The sequence below is a fragment of the Paenibacillus taichungensis genome, from assembly GCF_050994985.1.
Classification (GTDB): domain Bacteria; phylum Bacillota; class Bacilli; order Paenibacillales; family Paenibacillaceae; genus Paenibacillus; species Paenibacillus taichungensis.
The window spans coordinates 4,187,575-4,206,887 of record NZ_CP194720.1 but is presented as its reverse complement, the minus strand read 5'-3'; the positions used below and the strand labels follow the sequence as shown (position 1 = coordinate 4,206,887).

The following is a 19,313-nucleotide window of genomic DNA, read 5'->3' as shown; positions in this document are numbered from 1 at the left end:
GACTATGGCTGTGTCGGGAACGGATCGTATGGTGGTGGTTCCGAAAGAGAACTACCGCATGCAGAGGGTACGAAACAAGACATCGGACCTCCTGTATTCCATCTTCAGATATGCATTGATTATTGGTATTTCATTTATTATTTTGTATCCATTGTTTCTTAAAATCTCGGTTGCGTTCAAGGATAAACAGGATATCTATAATCCGACCATCTATATGATTCCCCAGCATTTTACGCTGGATAATATCAAGCTTGCGGCGCAGGTGATGGATTATTTGCCTTTGCTGGCGAATACGCTCTTGTTCGTCACGATTACAACGCTGCTCACAGCGATATCCTGTGCGTTAGCCGGGTACGGCTTCGCCCGCTTTTCTTTTCCCGGCAGCAATGTGCTGTTTGTATTGGTCATCCTCACTATTTTGGTGCCAACAAGCACCCTGATGGTGCCGATGTATCTGCATTTCCGCAACTTTGACATCCTTGGAATGGTTCATCTGTTCACGGGACGAGAGGGGATCAACCTGCTGAATACATACTGGCCGTCCATGATTACTGCGGCTACGGCTGGTGGGCTGAAGGCGGGGCTGTTCATTTATATTTTCCGCCAGTTCTTCAAGGGCATGCCCAAGGAAATTGAAGAAGCTGCACTGATTGATGGAGCGGGCGGATTTCGGACATTTGCCCGAATTATGCTGCCGAACGCCATTTCGCCGCTGATCACAGTCATTCTGTTCTCGTTTGTCTGGCAGTACAACGATACGTTCTATTCCGCGCTATTCATGAGTGAAAGCCCGCTTATCTCGCTGAAGGTGGCTTCATTGCCTGCCCAGGCGAACCAGTTAATTCCCCAATTGATGGGTTTTGGTTCGAACTCGGGCATGAAGGCAGACCCTAATTATGTTGCCATGATCGTGGATACAGGCATTCTGCTGGCGATTGCACCGCTCATTATTTTGTATTTGTTTGTACAACGCTATTTCGTCGAGAGTATTGAACGTTCAGGTGTAGTTGGTTAACCGGGTTTGGAGTAGTCGTATAGGATGCGTAATTCGGGTGTTTTTGATATTTGGGTCGCTATGTGCCCTGCATGGGAATGGGGGATTATCAATGACGGAGCAAAAGATAAGCAGTAATTTAGTGAATAAAGATGCGACTTCCGAGGCTAGAGAACTGATGAAGTATTTGGCGGAGCGTTATGGAAAAGGGGTACTGTCAGGTCAACAGGATTACGGCAATCTGAACTGGATTAATGAGAATACAGGCCGCAAGCCGGCGGTAATTGGATTCGATCTCATGGATTATTCTCCATCAAGGACAGAACGCGGCGCGATCTCTCAGGAGATTCGGGATGCGATTGCATGGCATCAGCAAGGCGGAATTGTGACATTATGTTGGCACTGGAATGCACCTGCTAATCTGATCAATGAACCCGGTAAAGAATGGTGGCGCGGCTTCTATACGGATGCCACCACCTACGATCTCGCGTCAGCGCTGGCTCACCCTGAATCGGAAGAGTATACCTTATTGATCCGGGATATCGATGCAATTGCAGTACATCTGCAAGAACTCAAGGAGGCTGGGGTGCCAGTGTTATTCCGGCCGCTTCATGAAGCGGAAGGAGGCTGGTTCTGGTGGGGAGCCAAAGGACCTGAACCTGCCAAACAGTTATATCGCCTAATGTATGATCAATTGGTCAACAAGTATGAGCTGGGTAATCTGATCTGGGTGTGGAACTCGGAAAAGCCGGATTGGTATCCGGGTGACGATGTGGTGGACATTGTGAGTGTGGATGTGTATCCAGAAGCAGGCGATCACAGCCCATTAGCTAAGCGTTATGAAAATCTGCGTGAACTGGTGAATGACAGCAAAATCATTGCCTTAGCCGAGAACGGCTCCATTCCAGATCCAAAGCAGATGAAAGAGCAAGGTGTACATTGGAGCTGGTTTTGTACCTGGACGGGAGAATTCCTACAGGGTGGTAATCATAATACCGTGGCGTATTTGAAGGAAGTATATAATAGTGAAGAAGTCATTACGCTGGATCAATTACCGAAGTGGAGTTGGAGATAGGGATATCATTTGAACTTCTACCGACGTGAAAAAAAAGGGGACTGTTCCACAAGTCATGAACATGACGGTGGACGCCCCTTGTTCGCGTTAATTTGGCCTGCCTTGAGAATCGGACCTTTAAGGTGCGCTAGATTCGTTAGCACGTTGCAAGTTTGACGCATTCCGCTTCACCTGAATTATTGGATAGCATGGCACTGATTTTTGGAAATAAAGTCTCACTGGAAGTGAACAGGATATAGTGTTGATTGGTTGTACGGATTAGAATTGTTTCGGAAGAGCCATACGCTGCGCCGATTCGAACGGCTGAAGGCTCACTTCCACCATATGTATCATCAAGGGTAACTGTTTTAATATCTGAGAGGGGAATCTCTATTTTGGAAAGCTGCCAACGGATGATGAGTTGATTCTCTACTTGCTGTACTTTGATGCCTAGCATACACACAACCTCCTCCCTTTAAGTCTGTTGAAGATAAATGCTCTTTTTTTAGTTTAGTTTATCACTTAATGGACGGTGAGTGCTGGATCGTTCTGGAGAAGCGAAGCAGCGATCGGAAGATGGTACTGTAATTGAAATGGCATAGTGTACCAGAGGAAATGGTTAGCTACAGTTATTTCCATACATGTTGGCATGATGTACACTATGACTAACGAAAACGGGGGACGAAGAGATATACATGGAGGTGGTGCCATATGACAGATCTGAACGCGTATCATTATTTTGAAAAAAATGTTGGACCATTCCGCAATCTCTCCAGTTTGTCCGAGCAGGATGCAGAAGCCGTTGCGCAGCATATCAGGCAGGGAGGCCGGAATTTTGCCAGTCAGCGATCAGCAGATTACATGATGATTCGAAGAGAACTTGAGCGGAAAGCGTACGAGCAGTTTATCTCCAAAGGTGGGAAACCGACCAACCGTTATCCTCACTATATGACCCTGGGTGCATGCGCGTGGTTGGAATCTTGGTATACCGAACCGGATTGGGTCACGATCTCATGGGAGAATCTGCCTGCTGATTCCGTAAGTTTTACCTACGGCGATTTGTTTCCAACGATGCGTTATATCGATGATAAACCTTATCGTAAGCAGGTCTACACGAAAGATGAAATACTGGACATTATTCAATCCTATGGCTGGCCTCAGGAATGGAATCAACAGGGTGATCTCGGACCGGAGCGTTATATCGAAGTACAGGTGTGGAACGAGAGAATTATCAGACCATATCGTTACCTTGATTGATATGCGAAATGGATGAAGAAATTCAGTTGAATGGACTGTTCAAAAAAGTAGGAGCAGGAATGATAACACCACCGTATCCGAATATTCGTCCTGCCGTGTACAATAGGGGGAAAAAGTCTTAAACCTAACCATAGAAGGGGATGCTTGAGATGCATGATCGGCTGCCAAAGAAACCCTCTTCCTGCTGCTGCGCTGCAAGCCGAGACGGTAAGTTGGAGGAAAAGAGTCTGCCAGAGGAAACGGCTGCAGCGGTAGAGGCTGTTGAGGACAAACCATCCAGTCATACCAGTTATACAGCTGATTTCACGATAGCTCTAACCAATAGAGCAGAGAAGAAAGAAAGCATTCGTATTGAAGGTGGGCGTTTCTTGATGGGTACGAATGACCCCGAAGCTTTTGAAGCAGATGGGGAAGGCCCCGTCAGGGAAGTTCAGGTGAAATCCTTTTATCTGGATGCCTGTACGGTAACCAATGCAGAATTTGCACAGTTTGTTCGTGAGACGGGGTATCGGACTGAGGCGGAGCGGTTTGGCTGGTCTTTTGTTTTTCATCTGTTCGTTTCTCCGGAAACGGCGACTCAAGTTCGAAACGTGGTTCAACAGACACCCTGGTGGTGGGTTGTTGAAGGTGCGGATTGGGCTCATCCCGAAGGACCCGAATCTCATGTGAATGATCGCTCTGATCATCCGGTTCTTCATATCTCATGGAATGATGCCAATGCCTATTGCCGCTGGGCGGGTAAACGTCTGCCCACAGAAGCCGAATGGGAGTACGCAGCCCGAGGTGGCCTAATTCAGAAAAAATATCCCTGGGGCGATACGTTAAGGCCAGATGGACAGCACTATTGCAACATTTGGCAGGGGGTATTTCCAACGAAAAATAATGCAGCCGACGGTTATGCAGGCACCGCTCCATCTCAATCGTTTCCTCCCAATGCATACGGACTTTATAATATGTCAGGCAATGTATGGGAGTGGTGCGCAGACAACTACGTTACGGATCATGAGAAGGCTACGGCTGCTGACACGGAATTATCTCCTCATGAAGATCGCAAGGTGTTAAAAGGCGGTTCCTACCTATGCCACCGTTCCTACTGCAATCGCTATAGAGTGGCGGCGAGAATTCCCAACACGCCTGATACATCTACTGGGCATATTGGTTTCAGATGCGCAGCGGATGTATAGTATGTTGGTCGGCTTGTTTGAGAATAAGGCTCGGTCTATTTCACCCGAATGAGTAATCCAAACAGACCCAGTACAGAAAAGGCCAGAAATGCTGTAGTGTTGGAGAACATCTCAATGGTGTAACCCGCTATCGATGAACCTATGAACTGCCCCGCACCAAGCGCGAGAAAAGCAAGGCTGATCCCAATGGACGTATTTGGACGAAATAGCCTGGTCGCCCACACGATGAATACACTGGTCAGGAAGATATAGGTACTGCCAAACATAACGGCTGAGACCAGGCTGGCGGCCATCGATGGAAGAAGGATAATGCCAAGTGAAACAGATAACAGCAGAAGGCCTATCCGATAGGACCATCCAATTCCGATGCGTTCAATAATGCGGCCAGCACACCCGCCGAGAATCCCCATAATCCCCATCACAATCCAGAACAGCACGGCTTCCGAATCGGAGGCCCCCTTTTCGTCCGTAAGGAAGTTTCGGGCAAAGGTCCAATAGATCGCAGAACTGATACCTGTCAGAAGGGAAGCCATGAGCAGAGCTACACCGGGTCTGGTCGGCTTCATGCATCTCCAAAGGGACTTGGTACAAGGCTCTGTTTTGCGTGGGGAAAGAACACGTCTATTCCACAGCACCACCACAACACCGAGTACAGCGAAGAAGATGTAGGTCAAACGCCAATACTCGGTGAATAGCCAGTAGATCGGACCAGATACGATAATGCCAAAGCTGGTACCTGTGTTAATCCAGCTGTTTCCTCTGGCTTGCTGATCAGGCGCAAGCTCAGCATAGACGGTGTTACCCAATGCAGGAGAGGCTAAGCCTGTACTTAATCCGGCAAGAAATACGCCTAGTGTGAGAACAAACACGTTTGGAGACAAGGCAATGCCCAATAAACCGAGCACAGCACTAACACCCGCTATTTGAATGACATGATAGTGCCCGATGCGATTAATTAACAGTGGAGCACTAAGTAGAGAAAGGCAATAAGCAATGTAGGTTGCGGAATTGATTGCTCCGGATTGGGCATCGTCCAGTTGGAGTGCTTCCGAGATCTCCGGCATAAACAGCCCATAGCTGAATCTCCCGAATGCATAACATACAGCTATAAGGGCAATCCCTGGGAAAATAATTTTTTTCATCAAATCCACCGCCTTTTAGATAGAACGATCATTATATTTTCTTTGAAATAAAAAAGTGAGTTGAACTACTAACTCACCCGGTGTGGGACTACTTGAAACTATTTTGCGTCATGTCAATGAGTTCCCGACATACGCTATTTACATTTTCTGTCTCAGCGAGTGCAGTAGAACCCTCCAGCAGCAGGTTAAATTGCAGCACTGCACGATCACTTGCGGCAGGATCAAGATTTTTGATCAAGGTCATCACATGTTTCTTATGCGCGTTGACAGTTTGTACTATGACGTTGTCTGGATCTCCGCCAAATTCCTCCTTGGCACGCAGAAACAAACATCCTCTTGACTCATGCTCCATCAACCAGCGTGAATGTCCTTCCGCCAGATTGAGGAATACGTGCTGCGCTTTGTTGTCGGCATACTGCCGCAACTGTTCCAGATAGCGCTGTTCTCGCCGCCGAAGTACTTCAACAATGAGATCATCCTTGGAGTTGAAGTGATTATATAATGTCATGATGGCAATCCCGGCATCTGTGATGATTCGCTTCAAGCCGATAGAATGAAAGCCGTGCAGGTAGAATAATTCCTCAGCCACGTTCAACAGCATTTCCTTTTTGCTGCTCATAGGAAGTAATACGCTCCTTTCAGAATAAGATAGAACGATCATTATACTTCTAAAATATAGAAAATGGCTCACATTGTCAAATGCTGTGAACCATTTCGATTTCCATTTGGTGAAGAGCATCTGTCCATTCTGTGGGACATCCAGAATCTGTGATCACCATGGATATTTGATTTATTGGTGCAATCTGGGCGAAGGTGGAACGTCCAAACTTGGTATGATCAGCTACCAAAATGGCTTCCTCCGCACGCTCCATCATTTTGCGGGAGATGAGTGCCTCTTCCAGCACATAATCTGTGATCCCATCCGTTAACGAAACGCCGCCTGCTGAGATGAACGCCTTGTTGACTTTGAATTGACTGAGTAATTCATGAGCAATGGGTCCAGTAGAGGCTTGTACGACCGGGGTGACTTCTCCTCCTGCGAAAATGATTTTGCCTGCAAACTCCTCCAGTGCACAGGTAAGAATGGGGACGGAGTTGGTTATGACGGTCACCTGAGACCGATGTCGCAACTGTCGCATGATCTCTAGCGTTGTTGTGCCGTTGTCCAGCATTACGGTCTCTCCATCCTCAATCAGAGAGGCAGCTGCCACGCCAATGGCCTGCTTTTCGTTCAGTTGAAGCTGCGCACGCTTTTGAAATGGAGCTTCGATCATGCCTGAACGTACACGTACAGCACCTCCGTATACTTTGCGCAATTCGCCTTCCTTTTCAAGTCGGTCCAGATCCCGCCGAATCGTCTCCGTGGATACCTGGAACAGATCCGCCAGAACCTGTACCTGAACTTTGCCCTGGGTAGCAAGTTGGATAAGAATGGTGTGTCTGCGTTCTTCATATGTTAAAGACATGTTTGTGCCTCCTGAAGTTTCGATTCTAAGTTCTATTTATTCTACAGTTGTGAGATAGTGTGGATTGTTGTTGTTTTAATAGTTTATGTTGGAGAGAAGACCTTGTCAATTTTGAAATGGATATAGTGAATATATTCTGTTCTTAATATGTATTGACAGCAATATGATGTGACGATAAGATCATATAAAACAACGTAAAACCACAACAAACAACATTGGAAACTTTAGTCCATAGTACATGGATCAACAGGGAGGAAAAAGGGTGAAACGTCAGCTTGGTTTTCAAAAAAATGGAACATTCAAAATCGTGCAATTTACAGATCTACACTGGAAGGATGGGCGACCTGAAGATCTTCGGACCGGGCAGTTAATGAAGACGGTCATTGAAGCGGAACAACCCGATCTGGTTGTCTTTACAGGCGACGTCATTTACACGGGACCGGTTGATCCTGGCAATAAGGAATGTGAACACCCGGAGCAGGCATTCCGGGATGCTGTGTCTGTAGTGGAAGAGCGTGGTATTCCGTGGGCTTTTGTATATGGCAACCATGATACAGAGAATCGGATTACCCCCGATGGATTAATGGATGTGATTCAGGAGCATGCCCATAATGTGACAGAACCTGGTCCACGTGAAATTGCGGGACTAGGCAATTACACACTGGAGATTGCCGGAGCGGATGGCCGTCCGGCAGCAGTGTTGTATTTACTCGATTCAGGGAACTATTCCCAGTTCGAGTCCATTCCCGGTTATGGGTGGATTCAGCCCAATCAGATCCAGTGGCTGATGTCTGAATCCACACGCGTCAATCCCGGCCGCAGCCGCGGGGAGAAGCTCCCAGCCTTGGCGTTTTTCCATATCCCGATTCCTGAATATCAGTCCATGTGGGACACACAGACCTGTTACGGCAGCAAATACGAACCTGTCTGCTCTGCCCAAGTGAACTCGGGTCTGTTCTCTGCACTGCTGGAGATGGGCGATGTGATGGGGACCTTTTGCGGACATGATCATGTGAATGATTTTCAGGGGACTTACCATGGCATTCGTCTCTGCTACGGGCGTTCGAGCGGGCACAGCACATATGGAAGGGAAGGCATGCTGCGCGGAGGACGGGTCATTCAATTGCAGGCGGGACAACGCAGCTTTGATACCTGGCTTCGTCTGGAAGACGGATCGGTCGTGAAGGAACAGCCAGAACATCAACCTGAGAGCACTTCGGCACATTAGAGAATATAGAAGAGCAAGGCATTAGAGAGGAACGTTTTGATTATGATTTTACCTATAGTTCTGGTGCTCGCTTCCGGGATGGCTCACGCTGTCTGGAGTATGTTCACCAAACGCAGTTTAAACAAAAGTGTGTTTTTATGGTCCATCATGATGATTCCAACCGTAATACTACTGCCTGTGCTTATTGTGGAATTGGTACGGGAACCTTTATCCATGCCAGCCTATGCACTACTCGTGTTATCGATGGCGCTGCAAGCCTTGTATTCCTGGCTGCTATCGCAGACGTATGAATTGGGCGATTTGTCGCAGATTTATCCGATTATGCGGGGAACGAGCACCTTGTTGGTGCCATTGATCGGTGTTGCTTTTCTGGGGGAAACGTTATCCATGTTCGGCTGGCTAGGTATTGCCTGCATGATTGTAGGATTTACGGTGCTGAGTGGTGTGGGAAGAGTTGGCAAATCTGGCTCAAGTGTAACAAGATCAAAGCCGGTGCTTATGGCCTTATGTGTCGGGTTATGTACAACCAGTTATGTGTTCGTGGACAAATTAAATCTAGAGCATATTTCACCCGTGTCGTTACTTGAAGTGACGAACATTGGCTTTGTTGCCGGCTTGACTCCGGCGCTGCTCGCTTCCCGCCAACTGCGTCAGGAGTGGCAGAAGAACCGATCAACCATTATGCTGGGAGCGCTGCTGAATCCGGGCTCGTACTTGTTGTTTCTGTTTGCATTGCAGCAGGCGCCAATGGCTAGACTGGGCCCGCTTCGGGAAGTAGGAACGGTATTCGCGGCCTTCCTCGGTATTTTGTTATTGAAAGAACAGCAGGGGAAGAAGCGCATTCTCTGTTCCATCGTTATTTTTGGCGGCATATTGCTGATTGGTATGTGGGGTTAATGGAATTCCAGTAGGCCTAATTGCTTTATTTAATCTCTTCAATTGATCCCCTCAGGGTAAATGATCTTAAGGAACATCTGTTCAGATGAGCCTAGGATGACTGCCTGAGGGGATTTGTTTATTTTATCGCAGGTACTCAAACATGATATATTGGAAGGAGTAGCGTGTCGGTAATGTAAAAGCGAGCAATGATAGCTCTATAATGAAATGGACAGAGTGACGGGGAGAGACGTTATATGCTGCATGAGGAAAAGTTGATTCAGGCGATTACGGAGCATGACCAATTAATGCACGACCTGCGGCGGGTTCGCAGTCTTGATCTGCCTCAGTGTTACATAGGTGCGGGGTATATTCGCAATTATATCTGGGATGTGCTTCATGGCTATCCTGTACGCGAACTACACAGCGATATTGATGTGGTTTACTACGATACGGAAGACATGCGTGAGGAGCGGGACCTGCTGCTGGAACAAGGGCTTCGCGATCAGACAGGCAATTCCAAATGGTCGGTGAAAAATCAGGCGAGGATGCATCTGCGCAATGGAAACGAGCCCTATCAATCCACAGAAGATGCCCTTCGATATTGGCCAGAAATCGTCACAGCCATAGGTGTGCGGTTAGATGAACAGGGTCAGGTGCGTATCTGTGCCCCACATGGGCTGGAGGATCTGTATGCGTTAATCGTACGCCAAAGTCCGTTTTTCTCGGATGCAGACTACTATAATCATCGTGTTGAGAAGAAATGTTGGCAACAGCAGTGGTCCAAGCTCACGATCATAAAATCCTGAATCAAGGCATGTGACGGAAGTGAAGGTCCGAGAAGGAGTGTTACTGGATTTATGAAAAAGTTTATACGAGAAAAAGGCCTGATCCTTGATCTTATTTTCATTGCATGTTTTGTGTTCTTCCTTGTTTTCTGGGGCTGGAACTTCGCGGTGAAGTTTTTTGGCATGATCACTGTAGCCTTTATCGTGTTAAGGCGAATTGATTATCAAAAGCATATCCTGTTGAAACGCATTCTGCTTACTGGCTTCGGGATTGCTGCAGTTTCATTTGTTATTATTGAAGCCCTTGTGTTTACTCAGCTTAACGCGAATGATCCGGAAGAAGCGGACTATGTCATTATTCTTGGTTCGGGCATCAAGGGAACAGAATTGTCATTGACTTTGAAACAAAGACTGGATGCCAGTCTGGACTATATCCGCAGTCATCCTCAGACGCCTGTGATTGTATCCGGCGGTCAGGGGCCGGGGGAATCCATTCCTGAAGCACTCGCCATGAAAAACTACCTTGTTGATCAGGGGATCAGCCCCACACAAGTCATTATGGAAGATCGATCGACGAGCACTCAGGAGAATATGGCTTTTTCCAAAAAAATCATTGATGCATCCGGGCTGGAGCATCCCAAGATCATGATTGTCACAAGTGATTATCATATGTTCAGATCCAAGTACCTGGCCGCCAAGAACGGTTACGCTGCCGAATACGGCATCTCCGCTCCTTCACCGGGTTATTTGAAACCGATCAATATGATACGGGAGTATTTTGCATCGGTTAAAGCATTTATTTAGATGCTGTTTGCTTTTCCTATAAGAACAGATAGGCAACCTATGCTCTCTTGAAAGAGTTAGGTTGCCTTTTTTGTCATCGTTAAAGTGAATTCAAGGATAACCCGCCAAATCATGATATAATATACGTCATTAATAGAAGAACGATCTAGGAGTGAATGATCATTACAGCATATATGTTACCTGCTCTCTATGAGAAAAAGAAAGTTTCAGCGCACGACATGGAAGAGATTGTACGTCTGTTGGCACACGCACCATTACTATACGATGACGGGCTGACAATTCAAGTTCAGGACTTCATGGAAGGGTTGGAAATCGAGCTTGAGCATGAGGTGCGGCGCGCAGTTATCGAGTTGTATGAGCTGGCTGTGCAAGCTTGTCGTCCCTTCTCCGAGCCATCTGCTTATGAGCAGCTTCAGGATGCACTTGGATTACAGGCCGAACTATGGCAGGCAGAAGTGCTGACGCTTGCCGAATGGATGGAATGGTTGAAGCAGATCGGTAAAGGTCAAAGAAAACTGCCTGAGTACAATTTTACAGCCTTGCTGGGGAATTTGCCTGAAGGGTTCATGATTCATGATTTCCATGATGAGCTCATGTATCAGTTGGAGCAAAACCCAGCGAATACATGGGCGATTGAAGAACGCAATCGCTTATACGCAGCATTGGGCACAAATTAAAATTAAAATCAAACAAAACGGTCGCAGACAGTGTTAGTCCATATATAGTGTAGTTGCTTTACCCAGTATGGGGAAATGAGGGGATACCGTGAAAAAGGTTGTGTTGGCGGGTGGAACAGGGTTTGTTGGTCAGGATTTTGCCGACAGATTCAAGAAGCTTGGTTATGAGGTGCTCATTATCTCACGCCAGCCCGGTCATATTGCCTGGGAGGACCAGGCTGGAATCATACAGGCACTTGAAGGTGCAGAATTGCTGATTAACCTGGCTGGAAAATCCGTAAACTGCCGTTACACGGATGAGAACCGCAAAATCATTTTGGAATCCAGAACACGCACAACCCGCATTTTGGGCGAGTCTGTTCTGGCTTGTAGCAATCCTCCTGAACTATGGATTAATTCAAGCACCGCCACCATATACAGACATGCAGAAGATCGTCCCATGACGGAGAAAGAGGGCGAGATTGGCTCTGGATTTTCGGTGGATGTCGCCAAGGCGTGGGAAAAGGCTTTTTTTGAATTCAGTCTGCCGTCTACACGTCAGATTGCATTACGGATTGCCATTGTGCTTGGAGAAGGTGGCGTCATGGAGCCACTGACCAATCTGGTCCGCTTTGGGCTGGGTGGATCACAAGGACCTGGAACCCAGCAGTTTAGCTGGATCCATATAGAGGATTTGTTCCGCATGGTTATCTATGTTCAGCAGCATCCGCAACTGGAGGGTGTATTTAATGCTTCCTCTCCGCATCCTGTCACGAACCGCCAGCTTATGGAGAGTCTGCGGCGGCAGATGGGAGTTCGGATTGGACTTCCTTCACCTCGCTGGATGTTGGAACTGGGAGCACGATTCATTCGGACCGAAACAGAACTGGTTCTCAAAAGCCGTTGGGTTATTCCCGAGAGGCTGGAAAGAGAAGGATTTACATTCAGATATGATACGCTCGATCTTGCACTGGCCGAGATCTTGAAGTAAGGAAATGAATCAACATGACTGAATAAAAAAAGATAACACAACGGGAGGGCAGAGATATCTGCCCTTCTGCTGTATTTTCTTCACTTCGTCATGGCGTTTAGCCAGGCGGAGTGAAGTGTAAATTCAATTAGATATATCTGCTAAACATCTACACGATAACAGCGAGCGAAAGGTTGTTCTGTCATCGGAGTGTTAGTGTAAATATTTATTAGTTGAACTTATATCGTCAGTCAGAAGAAGAGAAAGAGGTAGGTCATATGCAGCTTAGAAGAGTGAGAATTGTTGGAACAGGCAAGTATTTGCCTGAACAGGAAGTAACCGACGAGGAGTTAGATCGCCGTTTGCAGGTGCCTGCGGGCTGGGTCAGCAAAGCAACAGGTGTAGGTGTCCGCCATTACGCTTCGGGTGTAGAGACCTCTTCCTTCATGGGAGCGAGGGCTGCCGAAGCTGCACTTGCCGATGCGGGATTGACGTTCGCAGATATAGACTGTCTGGTGTGCACGAGCGGTACGAAGGAACAACCTTTACCCAGTACGGCGGTATTCATTCAGCAGGCGATGGGACAGCAGGATTCAGGTGTACCGGCTTTTGACATCGATGCGACCTGCTTAAGTTTCCTGAACGGGTTGGATGTTATCTCCTATATGGTGGATGCCGGGCGTTATAAAAGGGTGCTGCTTGTAGCTACGGAGATCGCTTCAAAGGGGTTGAATTGGTCGAACAAGGAGAGTGCTGCCCTGTTCGGTGATGGAGCTGCTGCTGTCATTATTGAACGCTCTGCTGAAGGAGAGTCTTCGCAGATTGTGCATGCCTCGCTGAAAACGTACAGCCGCGGCGCGCGGTTATCAGAAATTGCTGGTGGGGGCACTCGTCTGCATGCCTCGAATTATGTGGCAGAGCAGCCGGATCCCTATCTTTTTCATATGGATGGACAGGCCATCTTCCGTATGGCTTCCAGGTTGCTGCCAGCATTTATTGACGATATGTTGCAGGCAACCGGTAATCAGATGAAGGATTTCCAATTGGTAATTCCGCATCAGGGAAGTGCCATGGCGATGAGGCTGATCCGCAAGAAGCTGGGAATCGAAGAGGACCGTTTTATGGACATTACACGAAATCATGGCAATACCATTGCAGCTTCCATTCCAATGGGGCTGCATGAAGCGATCAAGCAGCAGCGCATTCAGAGGGGAGATCGGGTGCTAATGATCGGAACAGCCGCCGGATTATCACTGGGAGGACTTATTTTTGACTACTAGATTCATGAAGAATGAACATCAAGCATCTACGTCCTTAAATGTGCTGCTCACGGGCGGCCGGGCTCCGGTAACCCTCGATTTGGCGCGAATGTTTCATCGTGCAGGTCACCGAGTTTACGTCGCGGAGAGCATGGTGCATCATTTGTGCAGATTGTCGAGTGCGGTGGAGCAGTGCTTCATGGTTCCATCTCCACGTCATGAAACAGAGAATTACTTGTTAGAGATGGAGAGTCTGGTTCAAACCTGGCAGATCGACTTGTTGATTCCAATGTGTGAAGAAGTTTTTTATATTGCTCAAGGAGCAGAGCGACTGCGTGATCACTGCCGTGTACTTGTTTCGCTTATAGAGCAGCTGCATGATTTGCATCATAAATATCACTTTATCCAGCTTGCAAAGTCGCTTGGTCTTTCGGTTCCAGATACCCGTCTGATCAACAGTCGGCAGGAGTGGAGGGAAGCGCAGGCTGTTCTAGAAATAGAGGGGGAATGGGTATGGAAGCCCGTATACTCCCGCTTTGCTGCAAGAGTTCGTATGCCGATATCCTCCACAGCAGACTTTGAGGGAGACGCACCTGATCAGAAGATATACGCAGGTAAAATGAAGCAGCAACGTTTACAGAATGATCCTCCTGGTGACACGGAAATATCCTCGGCTTCCCCTTGGGTTGCACAGGCTTATGTTGCCGGGCAAATGTTATGTACATACAGCGTAGCTTATGAAGGGAAAATCGTTGCACATACGACCTACGACAGTCGCTATCGAACGGGCAGCGTAGGGGCGAGTGTTTTTTTTGAACATGTGGAGCATGAAGGAATTTACGAGTGGGTAAGGCAATTTGTACAGGCGACAGGGTTTAGCGGGCAGATTGGTTTTGATTTTATCGAAACAGAGGACGGACAAGTGTATGCTATTGAGTGTAATCCGAGGGCGACCAGTGGAATCCATTTGTTTCACCCTGGTGATGGCTTGGTACGTGCTTTAATTGCACCAGAAGAACTGGTGAAAGCAGCAAAGGTGATCATCCCCAAGCAAGGAAGCAAAGCGATGTTGATGCTTCCGATGTTGGGAAGTGGATTGCAGCAGCTCTGGGGGAAGGGCAGCCTGCGGACATGGATGACAGCCTGGCGGGGAACGAGAGATGTGGTATATCTGAGACTCGATATGAAACCTTTGTTTGAGCAATTTGCAATTGTACTCTCCGCCTGGCGTCTGGCAAGGAAACATAAGTTTTCGCTGACTGAAGCTTTGACTCACGACATAGAATGGAACGGTGAACAACGATGAATAGAGCTTTGGTTACAGGAGCAACCGGATGTCTGGGCAGGCATCTGGCGATACGGCTTGCAGAGCAAGGCTGGGAAGTTACGGGTATGGGGCGCCAGCTAAAGCACGGTGCACAGCTTGAGGCAGCAGGCATTCGATTTTATAACGGAGATATACGGGATCAGGCGGCGGTGATTGAGGCCTCTTCGGGTCAGGATGTTGTGTTTCACTGTGCGGCGTTATCGTCTCCATGGGGCAAATATCGGGATTTTTACAGCAGCAATGTGGAGGGGACACAGCATTTGGTGGACCGTTGTATGAAAGGTGGCATACAGCGCTTCATTCATGTATCAACGCCGAGCTTATATTTTAACTATAGTCCGCGATATGACATACATGAGAATGACCCCTTGCCATCCAAACCAGCTAATCATTATGCAGCCACCAAGCGGCTCGCTGAGCAGGTGGTTTTACAGGCTCATGCCAAGGGACTTCCATCGATCATGATTCGTCCGAGAGCTATTTTTGGCCCGTATGACCAGACCCTTTTTCCCAGAATCGTAGCAGCAAATGGCAAATCGGGTGTACCTATGATCGGAGGCGGACAGGCACTCATTGATCTGACTTGTGTGGATAACGTGGTGGATGCGCTGTTGTTATGCAGGGATGCCAAGACAGAAGCGTTGGGTCGTGCCTACAATATTTCCAATGGAGATCCGAGACCGTTCCAGGATTTGGTGAGCACGTTATTTGGAATGCTGGAAATGCCTTTACGCCGTCGAAACATTCCCTACAGAGCAGCATACGGAGCAGCCTCAGTGCTGGAACGTGTACATCGCTTGATTCCTGCGTTAGGTGAACCTCAATTGACGCGTTATACGGTTGGTTCGTTATCTATCCCGCAGACGCTGGATATTACGGATGCCCGTGAGAAGCTGGGGTATGTACCTAGGTTGACCATTGATGAGGGGTTACAACAATTTGCAAACTGGTGGAGGGCTGAATCATGCTGACAACAACTTCGGTAAAGCTTCATCTGGGCGCAGCAGGTTACTGTACACATCCGGAGTTTCTGACGCTGCGTGGTGGAAGTTTGCGTCCGGTGGCCTTTCCGGCCGGCTTTGCGTGTATCATTCATCCTGTACATGGTCCGATTCTGTTGGACACGGGATATAGCTCCCGTTTTTCCAAGGAAACCGCTCATTTGCCAAACGCGCTGTACCGTCATATTACACCTGTGGTCTATCGTGAAGAAGACAGTGCGGTACATTTTCTGGCTCGTTTAGGGCTGAAAGCATCGGATATTCGGTACATTATCCTCTCGCACTTTCATGGGGATCATATTGCAGGTGTGCGGGATTTCCCACAGGCGCAATTGATCTATCTGCCAAGAGCCTATGACGCCGTCCGTTCACTTGGACCCATTGCGGCTGTAAAGGCAGGCTTTCTGCCCGGCCTGCTGCCAGAGGACTTTGATGCCCGATCATTGCCTGTTACGAAGCAGCCGGAGCGATGGGTGAGAGCGGGTGAGGATTTTCCCTTTTCCGAGGTATACGATATTTTCGGTGATGGCAGTCTGCTGGGTGTTGACGTATCGGGTCATGCGGAAGGCATGATGGGGATTTTGCTTAGTACGGAGTCGCATGACTATTTTCTGTGTGCGGACTCGGTGTGGTCGAGTCGTGCTTTTCAGGAACAACGCAGACCTCACAAACTCGCTGGAATTATTATGTCGGATCGTCAGGCGTATCGAAGAAACTTTGACAGACTCGTTCAGTTGTATCAGCAGTTTCCAGCGATTCGGATTGTGCCCAGTCATTGCCGTGAAGCGCTGAATGCTTGGGGTACAGAGGGTGAGCACATATGAGCAGTACACTGCGGATTGTCTATCATTATGTACTTGCACGGGGATTGAGAAAATGGAAAACACGAGCGCAGCTTGAACGATGGCAGGAACGCCAGATCATTCAGCAAGTGGAGCGAGTTCGTAAAAAGTCGCCTTTTTACCGGGAGTGGTGGGGTGACGTTGATGCAGCCAACTGGAGAAGCTTTCCGCTAATTGACAAAACGATCATGATGCAGCATTTCGATCGGCTCAACACGGTGGGCATTTCCAAGGACGAGGCGATGGATCTCGCCGGGGAGAGCGAGGAAACGCGTGATTTCAAGCCATCGGTTCAGGGCGTGACGGTAGGCTTGTCCTCAGGCACATCAGGCAACCGGGGGGTGTTCCTGGTGAGTGATCGGGAGCAGGATGCGTGGACAGGGACGGTGCTGGCCAAGCTCCTGCCTGGCGGACTGTGGAAACCTGCCAAGATTTCCTTTTCCTCCGGGCCAACAGTAATCTGTATGAATCGGTGCAGCGGGGTAAGCTGCAATTTCAATATTTTGATCTGTTAGAGCCTGTCGACACCTTGGTTGAACGTATGGAAACATACCGACCCACCATATGGGTAGCGCCGCCCTCCATGCTGAGAATGTTGGCTGACGCTTATACGTCAGGCACATTGACCACTGTACCGGACAAAATCATTTCGGTTGCTGAAGTGCTGGACCCCCTGGATCGCAAGGTGCTGGAGAGTGTTTTTGGGCAAACCATTCATCAGGTGTACCAGTGTACTGAGGGATTTCTGGGCGCAACCTGCCGCTTCGGCACTTTGCATTTGAATGAAGATATCGTTCATATTGAAAAAGAGTTCATTGATCCCGCGACCCGGAGGTTCGTGCCTGTGATCACGGACTTCTCCAGAACCTCACAGCCGATTATCCGGTATCGGCTGAACGACATTCTGACCGAGGCAGCGGTTCCTTGTGCCTGTGGGTCTTCGTTCACTGCCATTGAGCGGATCGAAGGCCGCTGTGATGACACGCTTTATTTTCCACATCGACAAACGGGCGAAGCTGTACCTGTATTTCCGGATTTTGTTACGCGTGCAGTGATTGCAGCCTCTCCGGCTATTGAGCATTATCGCGTCGTTCAGCGGGGTAACGGGGTGTTGGAAGTATCACTTCGGCTTGCAGGAAAAGGGATGCAGCAGGTGGAAGTTGGTGTGAAGCGGGAGCTGATGAATCTGGGAGAGCGGCTGGAATGCATCGTACCTGATATCAGATTTGTCCCTTATACGTTTGAACCGGGAATAACGAAGCTGCGCCGAGTGGAGAGACAACACACTTAAGTGAAGCGTTTTGATGATAGTGTTAACGATAATAAATCTACTAAATCCATCGAGGGAAGAGGTGAAGCAGATGACAGAACAGAAGATACAGACAGAGGACGATCATATACAGGGCGAAACAGGTTCAACCGTGGGGAAATCGAAAGAGTTCAACCCAAACGCCCCTGTGGCGTTAATAACGGGTACATCGAGTGGGTTCGGTATGCTTACGGCGGTTACGCTGGCTAAGCAAGGATATCGTGTTGTGGCAACGATGCGAGATTTGAGTCGGAATGTGGAATTGGCAAGGTTGGCGGAGCAGGCGGGCATTTCGGATCGGTTACAGGTTATTCGGCTGGATGTGACGGATGCTGATTCGGTGCAGGAGGCTGTTCGGACGGTACTTCAAAACTATGGGCGGATCGATATGCTGGTGAACAATGCAGGATTTGCACTTGGCGGATTTATTGAGGAAGTATCCATGGATGATTGGCGTCGGCAAATGGAAACGAATCTGTTCGGCTTGATTGCCGTTACACGTGCGGTCCTGCCTGTCATGCGTGAGCAAAAGCAGGGATTAATCATCAACTTGTCCAGCGTCAGTGGATTGTCCGGTTTTCCAGGTTATGCGCCGTATGCTGCATCCAAATTCGCCGTGGAAGGTTTCACGGAAAGTCTGCGTCATGAGATGTCTTCGTTCGGCGTCCGGGTTGTGCTCGTAGAGCCTGGTGCTTATCGCACACCCATATGGAGTAAAGGTTTGGGTGAAATTCACAGGAGCGAACATTCTCCATATAAAGATAAGCTGGATGCGGTTCTTCGTTATTCCCAGCATGCTGGGAATACTGCACCTGATCCGCAGGAAGTGGCCGATCTGATTGCTCGCATTGCACGGATGCGTGCACCAAGGCTTCGTTATGCGCTGGGCAAAGGTTCGCGTTTGCTTATCATCGGCAAGCTGCTGCTTCCCTGGAAATGGCTGGAGTGGATTATTGCGCGTGGACTGAAGTAGGGCAAAATGCACTCAACTAATATGCTGGGGGTAAAGAGCTATGTTCGAAATCATCGTCATTATTTTACTGCTATCCATTGTTGGTCTGCTCTTCCGTATCAACAGTAAACTACCAGAACGTGATTGGGTGAAAGAAGCTATGGAGCGGGATGCGTCGAAATAAAAAACACTGGAGGACTTCAT

The 19,313-nt window shown here is 48.3% G+C and carries 22 protein-coding genes; 18 read left to right on the top strand and 4 right to left on the bottom strand.

Annotation, left to right across the window (positions count from 1 at the left end):
• The first annotated feature begins 4 nt into the window (after positions 1 to 4).
• Entirely contained in the window at positions 5 to 1,015 is a 1,011-nt protein-coding gene (locus ACR1R9_RS18730) for a carbohydrate ABC transporter permease (RefSeq protein WP_083678955.1), read from the top strand.
• 91 nt (positions 1,016 to 1,106) lie between these two features.
• Entirely contained in the window at positions 1,107 to 2,069 is a 963-nt protein-coding gene (locus ACR1R9_RS18725; RefSeq protein ID WP_072734088.1) for a glycosyl hydrolase, read from the top strand.
• Between the two features lie 136 nt (positions 2,070 to 2,205).
• On the opposite strand, the gene ACR1R9_RS18720 is transcribed toward ACR1R9_RS18725, so the two are convergent.
• Positions 2,206 to 2,505 carry a hypothetical protein gene (locus ACR1R9_RS18720; RefSeq protein WP_433923033.1) on the bottom strand — a complete coding sequence of 100 codons (300 nt, stop codon included), beginning with the start codon at positions 2,503 to 2,505 and terminating at the stop codon, positions 2,206 to 2,208.
• Positions 2,506 to 2,759: 254 nt separating this feature from the next.
• On the opposite strand from ACR1R9_RS18720, the gene ACR1R9_RS18715 reads away from it, so the two are divergent.
• On the top strand, positions 2,760 to 3,305 hold the full coding sequence (locus ACR1R9_RS18715; RefSeq protein WP_433923034.1) for a hypothetical protein: 546 nt from the start codon (positions 2,760 to 2,762) through the stop codon (positions 3,303 to 3,305).
• 140 nt (positions 3,306 to 3,445) lie between these two features.
• Positions 3,446 to 4,489: a formylglycine-generating enzyme family protein gene (locus tag ACR1R9_RS18710; protein WP_246318282.1), complete on the top strand. Its 1,044-nt coding sequence runs from the start codon at positions 3,446 to 3,448 to the stop codon at positions 4,487 to 4,489.
• A gap of 35 nt (positions 4,490 to 4,524) precedes the next feature.
• Here ACR1R9_RS18710 and ACR1R9_RS18705 read toward each other — a convergent pair whose 3' ends face one another.
• From ACR1R9_RS18705 to ACR1R9_RS18695, 3 genes are all read right to left on the bottom strand, one after another.
• A complete protein-coding gene (locus tag ACR1R9_RS18705) occupies positions 4,525 to 5,631 on the bottom strand; it encodes an MFS transporter (protein ID WP_076289977.1) in 1,107 nt (368 codons plus the stop codon).
• A gap of 88 nt (positions 5,632 to 5,719) precedes the next feature.
• The gene (locus ACR1R9_RS18700) at positions 5,720 to 6,250 is read right to left on the bottom strand and encodes a TetR/AcrR family transcriptional regulator (RefSeq protein WP_076289976.1); all 531 of its coding nucleotides are present in this window, start codon (positions 6,248 to 6,250) and stop codon (positions 5,720 to 5,722) included.
• Between the two features lie 76 nt (positions 6,251 to 6,326).
• Positions 6,327 to 7,097: a DeoR/GlpR family DNA-binding transcription regulator gene (locus ACR1R9_RS18695; RefSeq protein WP_076289975.1), complete on the bottom strand. Its 771-nt coding sequence runs from the start codon at positions 7,095 to 7,097 to the stop codon at positions 6,327 to 6,329.
• Between the two features lie 262 nt (positions 7,098 to 7,359).
• Here ACR1R9_RS18695 and ACR1R9_RS18690 point away from each other — a divergent pair, with 262 nt between their 5' ends.
• The 14 genes from ACR1R9_RS18690 to ACR1R9_RS18625 all read left to right on the top strand — a co-directional run bounded on the left by ACR1R9_RS18690 (position 7,360) and on the right by ACR1R9_RS18625 (position 19,293).
• Positions 7,360 to 8,325: a metallophosphoesterase family protein gene (locus ACR1R9_RS18690; protein ID WP_310852417.1), complete on the top strand. Its 966-nt coding sequence runs from the start codon at positions 7,360 to 7,362 to the stop codon at positions 8,323 to 8,325.
• A gap of 42 nt (positions 8,326 to 8,367) precedes the next feature.
• Positions 8,368 to 9,222 (top strand): DMT family transporter, encoded by an 855-nt coding sequence (locus ACR1R9_RS18685; RefSeq protein ID WP_433923036.1) that lies wholly within the window; start codon positions 8,368 to 8,370, stop codon positions 9,220 to 9,222.
• Between the two features lie 236 nt (positions 9,223 to 9,458).
• Positions 9,459 to 10,010: a nucleotidyltransferase family protein gene (locus tag ACR1R9_RS18680; protein ID WP_433923037.1), complete on the top strand. Its 552-nt coding sequence runs from the start codon at positions 9,459 to 9,461 to the stop codon at positions 10,008 to 10,010.
• 51 nt (positions 10,011 to 10,061) lie between these two features.
• The gene (locus ACR1R9_RS18675; RefSeq protein WP_099854928.1) at positions 10,062 to 10,793 is read left to right on the top strand and encodes a YdcF family protein; all 732 of its coding nucleotides are present in this window, start codon (positions 10,062 to 10,064) and stop codon (positions 10,791 to 10,793) included.
• Positions 10,794 to 10,948: 155 nt separating this feature from the next.
• Positions 10,949 to 11,470 carry a hypothetical protein gene (locus ACR1R9_RS18670; RefSeq protein ID WP_310852421.1) on the top strand — a complete coding sequence of 174 codons (522 nt, stop codon included), beginning with the start codon at positions 10,949 to 10,951 and terminating at the stop codon, positions 11,468 to 11,470.
• A gap of 88 nt (positions 11,471 to 11,558) precedes the next feature.
• A complete protein-coding gene (locus ACR1R9_RS18665) occupies positions 11,559 to 12,440 on the top strand; it encodes a TIGR01777 family oxidoreductase (protein ID WP_310852422.1) in 882 nt (293 codons plus the stop codon).
• A gap of 257 nt (positions 12,441 to 12,697) precedes the next feature.
• Positions 12,698 to 13,699: a beta-ketoacyl-ACP synthase III gene (locus ACR1R9_RS18660; RefSeq protein WP_433923038.1), complete on the top strand. Its 1,002-nt coding sequence runs from the start codon at positions 12,698 to 12,700 to the stop codon at positions 13,697 to 13,699.
• Positions 13,689 to 14,984: an ATP-grasp domain-containing protein gene (locus ACR1R9_RS18655; RefSeq protein ID WP_433923039.1), complete on the top strand. Its 1,296-nt coding sequence runs from the start codon at positions 13,689 to 13,691 to the stop codon at positions 14,982 to 14,984. Before ACR1R9_RS18660 ends, ACR1R9_RS18655 begins: the two co-directional genes overlap by 11 nt.
• Positions 14,981 to 15,976, top strand: coding sequence for an NAD-dependent epimerase/dehydratase family protein (locus ACR1R9_RS18650; RefSeq protein WP_433923040.1), 996 nt, complete (start codon positions 14,981 to 14,983; stop codon positions 15,974 to 15,976). The genes ACR1R9_RS18655 and ACR1R9_RS18650 overlap by 4 nt, the downstream gene beginning before the upstream one ends.
• The gene (locus tag ACR1R9_RS18645; RefSeq protein WP_433923041.1) at positions 15,970 to 16,830 is read left to right on the top strand and encodes an MBL fold metallo-hydrolase; all 861 of its coding nucleotides are present in this window, start codon (positions 15,970 to 15,972) and stop codon (positions 16,828 to 16,830) included. Before ACR1R9_RS18650 ends, ACR1R9_RS18645 begins: the two co-directional genes overlap by 7 nt.
• Positions 16,827 to 17,363 (top strand): hypothetical protein, encoded by a 537-nt coding sequence (locus ACR1R9_RS18640; protein WP_433948919.1) that lies wholly within the window; start codon positions 16,827 to 16,829, stop codon positions 17,361 to 17,363. The genes ACR1R9_RS18645 and ACR1R9_RS18640 overlap by 4 nt, the downstream gene beginning before the upstream one ends.
• The gene (locus tag ACR1R9_RS18635; protein ID WP_433956381.1) at positions 17,264 to 18,139 is read left to right on the top strand and encodes a F390 synthetase-related protein; all 876 of its coding nucleotides are present in this window, start codon (positions 17,264 to 17,266) and stop codon (positions 18,137 to 18,139) included. The genes ACR1R9_RS18640 and ACR1R9_RS18635 overlap by 100 nt, the downstream gene beginning before the upstream one ends.
• Positions 18,140 to 18,209: 70 nt before the next feature.
• Positions 18,210 to 19,130, top strand: a complete 921-nt coding sequence (locus tag ACR1R9_RS18630) for an SDR family oxidoreductase (RefSeq protein ID WP_433923043.1) — start codon at positions 18,210 to 18,212, stop codon at positions 19,128 to 19,130.
• 40 nt (positions 19,131 to 19,170) lie between these two features.
• Positions 19,171 to 19,293 carry a hypothetical protein gene (locus ACR1R9_RS18625; RefSeq protein WP_256336659.1) on the top strand — a complete coding sequence of 41 codons (123 nt, stop codon included), beginning with the start codon at positions 19,171 to 19,173 and terminating at the stop codon, positions 19,291 to 19,293.
• Positions 19,294 to 19,313: the final 20 nt, after the last annotated feature.